The 2,956-nt window shown below is 69.9% G+C and carries 3 protein-coding genes; 2 read left to right on the top strand and 1 reads right to left on the bottom strand.

Annotated features, from left to right (window positions below; translation table 11 throughout):
- Both Q664_RS10965 and Q664_RS10960 read left to right on the top strand, forming a co-directional pair.
- Positions 1 to 1,383, top strand: a 1,383-nt coding sequence (locus Q664_RS10965) for a DEAD/DEAH box helicase (protein ID WP_043393259.1), incomplete at its 5' end; no start/stop codon positions are given.
- Positions 1,384 to 1,464: 81 nt separating this feature from the next.
- Positions 1,465 to 2,667 carry a peptidase C39 family protein gene (locus Q664_RS10960; RefSeq protein WP_052517949.1) on the top strand — a complete coding sequence of 401 codons (1,203 nt, stop codon included), beginning with the start codon at positions 1,465 to 1,467 and terminating at the stop codon, positions 2,665 to 2,667.
- On the opposite strand, the gene Q664_RS10955 is transcribed toward Q664_RS10960, so the two are convergent.
- The gene (locus tag Q664_RS10955) at positions 2,630 to 2,890 is read right to left on the bottom strand and encodes a LysR family transcriptional regulator (protein WP_043393257.1); all 261 of its coding nucleotides are present in this window, start codon (positions 2,888 to 2,890) and stop codon (positions 2,630 to 2,632) included. The genes Q664_RS10960 and Q664_RS10955 overlap by 38 nt on opposite strands.
- Positions 2,891 to 2,956 lie beyond the last annotated feature (66 nt).

The following is a 2,956-nucleotide window of genomic DNA, read 5'->3' as shown; positions in this document are numbered from 1 at the left end:
CAGGGCTTCGAGAAGCTGCCGGACGTGCAGCTCCCGAAGGACCTCACCGCGACGCCGCGCCCCTACCAGCTCCAGGGCATCAGCTGGCTGACCTTCCTGCGGCAGGCGGGCCTCGGTGGCGTGCTCGCGGACGACATGGGTCTCGGCAAGACGCTGCAGACCATCTGTGTGCTGGGGCCGGGGACGCTGGTGGTGGCGCCCACGAGCGTGCTCCCCAACTGGGTGGCGGAGGTGAAGCGCTTCCGTCCCTCGCTGAAGGTCTCCGTCTACCACGGCCCCGGCCGCACGCTGGACGAGACGGCCGACGTGACGATCACCACCTATGCGCTGATGCGCCTGGACGCGGCGGTGCTCGGGGCGAAGACGTGGGACACGGTGGTGCTGGACGAGGCCCAGGCCATCAAGAACCCGGACAGCCAGGTGGCTCGCGCGGCGTACGGGCTGCAAGCCAACTTCCGGGTGGCCCTGAGCGGCACGCCCATCGAGAACAGGCTCGAGGAGCTGTGGAGCCTGATGCACTTCACCAACCAGGGGTTGCTCGGGGGGCGCAAGGAGTTCGACGAGCGGTGGGCCCGGCCCGTGTCGGACAACCAGAAGGGCGCGGCCGAGCTGTTGCGCGCGCGCATCCGTCCCTTCGTGTTGCGCAGGCTCAAGCGGGACGTGGCGCCCGAGCTCCCGCCGCGCACCGAGTCCGTGCTGCACGTCACCCTCAACGAGCGGGAGCGCGCCGTCTATGACGCGGTGTACGCCGCCACGCGCGAGGAGGTGGTGTCGCAGCTGGAGGAGGGTGGCAGCGTGCTGAAGGCGCTGGAGGCGCTGCTGCGGCTGCGTCAGGCGGCGTGTCACCCGGCGCTCGTGCCGGGGCAGCAGGCGCAGACCTCCTCCAAGGTGCAGGCCCTGCTCGAGGCGCTCGACACGGCGGTGGGGGAGGGGCACAAGGCGCTCGTCTTCTCGCAGTGGACGTCCATGTTGGATCTCATCGAGCCGGCGTTGCGCGAGGCGGGCATCGGGTTCATCCGGTTGGACGGTGGCACGGCCAACCGCGGTGCAGTGGCCGCGTCGTTCCAGGATCCGAAGGGCCCGCCCGTGATGCTCATCTCGCTCAAGGCGGGCGCCACGGGGCTCAATCTCACGGCGGCGGACCACGTCTTCCTCGTGGACCCGTGGTGGAACCCGTCCGTGGAGGCGCAGGCCGCGGATCGCGCGCACCGCATCGGCCAGCAGCAGCCGGTGATGGTGTACCGGATGGTGTCCCAGGGCACGGTGGAGGAGAAGATCCTCACCCTGCAGGAGAAGAAGCGCGCTCTCTTCGAGTCCGCGCTCGGAGGCGCTTCCGGGGCCGCGGCCATCACTCGGGCGGATCTCATGCAGCTGCTCGACTGACCTGACACTCGCTCACGGCTGTTCTGGCGATTTCTTGGAAAACGCGTAAAAGAAGAACCCCCCGAAGTCAGGAGGCGGTTCATGCGGAACTTCAAGACGGCCGTGATCGCGGTGCTCGTCACGCTCACGTGGGTCTCTCCAGCGCTGGCGGGCCAGAGTGGCTTCGCGCGCTGGAAGGCGAGCCAGGGTGGTTTCTCCTCGTGGCAACGCAGCGGTGTGGCCCTGGCGGCGGATGGCTCGCTCCAGGTGGATCCCCAGACGGCCGTGGCCGGGACGGATCCCTACGCGGCCGGTGCCTACAGCGGCGGCAACTTCTACAACGGGGGCAGCTTCCGCGTCGGCGAGGCCATCAGCCCCGTCATGAACTCCGGCTTCGGCTTCCGCGAGGCCGTGCCCTCCTGGGAGGCCGAGACGCCCACCGGCACCTGGGTGGAGACGCAGATGCGCGCCCTCGTCGGGGGCGTATGGACGAAGTGGTACAACCTGGGCGTGTGGGCCGCGGACTACTCGACGGTGCGCCGGCACTCGGCGGGCTCGCAGTCGGACACCCACGGCTACGTGGGCATCGACACGCTGGTCATCTCCAACAAGAAGTCGGCGGCCACGGCCTTCCAGGTGAAGGTGCGGCTCTTCAGCGCGGATGGCATCGCCGTGCCGCGCGTGCGCGCCAGCTCCGTGGCCCTCTCCACCTCGCCGGACAAGAACGCGGTGGTCTCCGCGGGCAACCCGGCCCACTGGAACCAGGTGCTCGCCGTCCCCGAGTGCTCGCAGATGGTCTACTCGGATGGCGGCCAGGTCTGGTGCAGCCCCACGTCCACGTCCATGGTGCTGCGCTACTGGGCGGGGGACACCACCAGCGCCTGTGAGCCGCACGTGCGCGCGGCCGTCAGCGGCGTCTATGACTGGATCTTCCGGGGCCATGGCAACTGGCCCTTCAACACCGCCTATGCGGCCACCCAGGGGCTCCAGTCCCACGTGACGCGCTTCACCAGCCTGGCCCAGCTCGAGCCGTGGATCTCCGCGGGTGTCCCCGCCATCCTCAGCATCTCCTGGGGCAGCGGGCAGCTCACCGGGGCGCCCATCAGCTCGAGCGCCGGCCACCTGATGGTGCTGGTGGGCTTCGACGCGTCCGGCAATCCGATCCTCAACGATCCCGCGGCCTCCACCGACGCCGCCGTCCAGCGCACCTACCTGCGCTCCCAGTTCGAGCCGCTCTGGCTCCAGGCCTCGGCCGGGACGGCGTACCTCAGCTATCCCGCCGGCTGGCCGGTGCCCGCTCTCTAATCCCCAGACGGGGGAGCGGTGCGGACGCGGAGATGCCCGGGTGGAGGGCGGCGAACTCGCCGAGCAGGGGCGCCAGGACCGTTTCGGCGTAGTAGCCGCCCGTGCTCACCCGGATGCGCCCCCGGAGCTGCCGGGCGTTCCGGGCCGAGTCGCGCGCCTCCTCCAGGGCCCCCAGGATGTTCCGGCAGCTCTGATGGAAGGCGCGGCCCTGTTCCGTCAGCACGCTTCCTTCAAGTAGGCCCGAAGGAGTGCTCCTGGGAGCAAGCGCTGACAATGTGGCTATATCCCC

The organism is Archangium violaceum Cb vi76, from assembly GCF_000733295.1.
Classification (GTDB): Bacteria; Myxococcota; Myxococcia; order Myxococcales; family Myxococcaceae; genus Archangium; species Archangium violaceum.
The sequence above is the reverse complement of the archived record's forward strand: the minus strand, read 5'-3'. Positions and strand labels throughout refer to the sequence as shown.

Coding starts and splice junctions, on each gene's coding strand:
- Q664_RS10960 (WP_052517949.1), top strand. CDS start 1,465: ATGCGGAACTTCAAGACGGCCGTGATCGCGGTGCTCGTCACGCTCACG.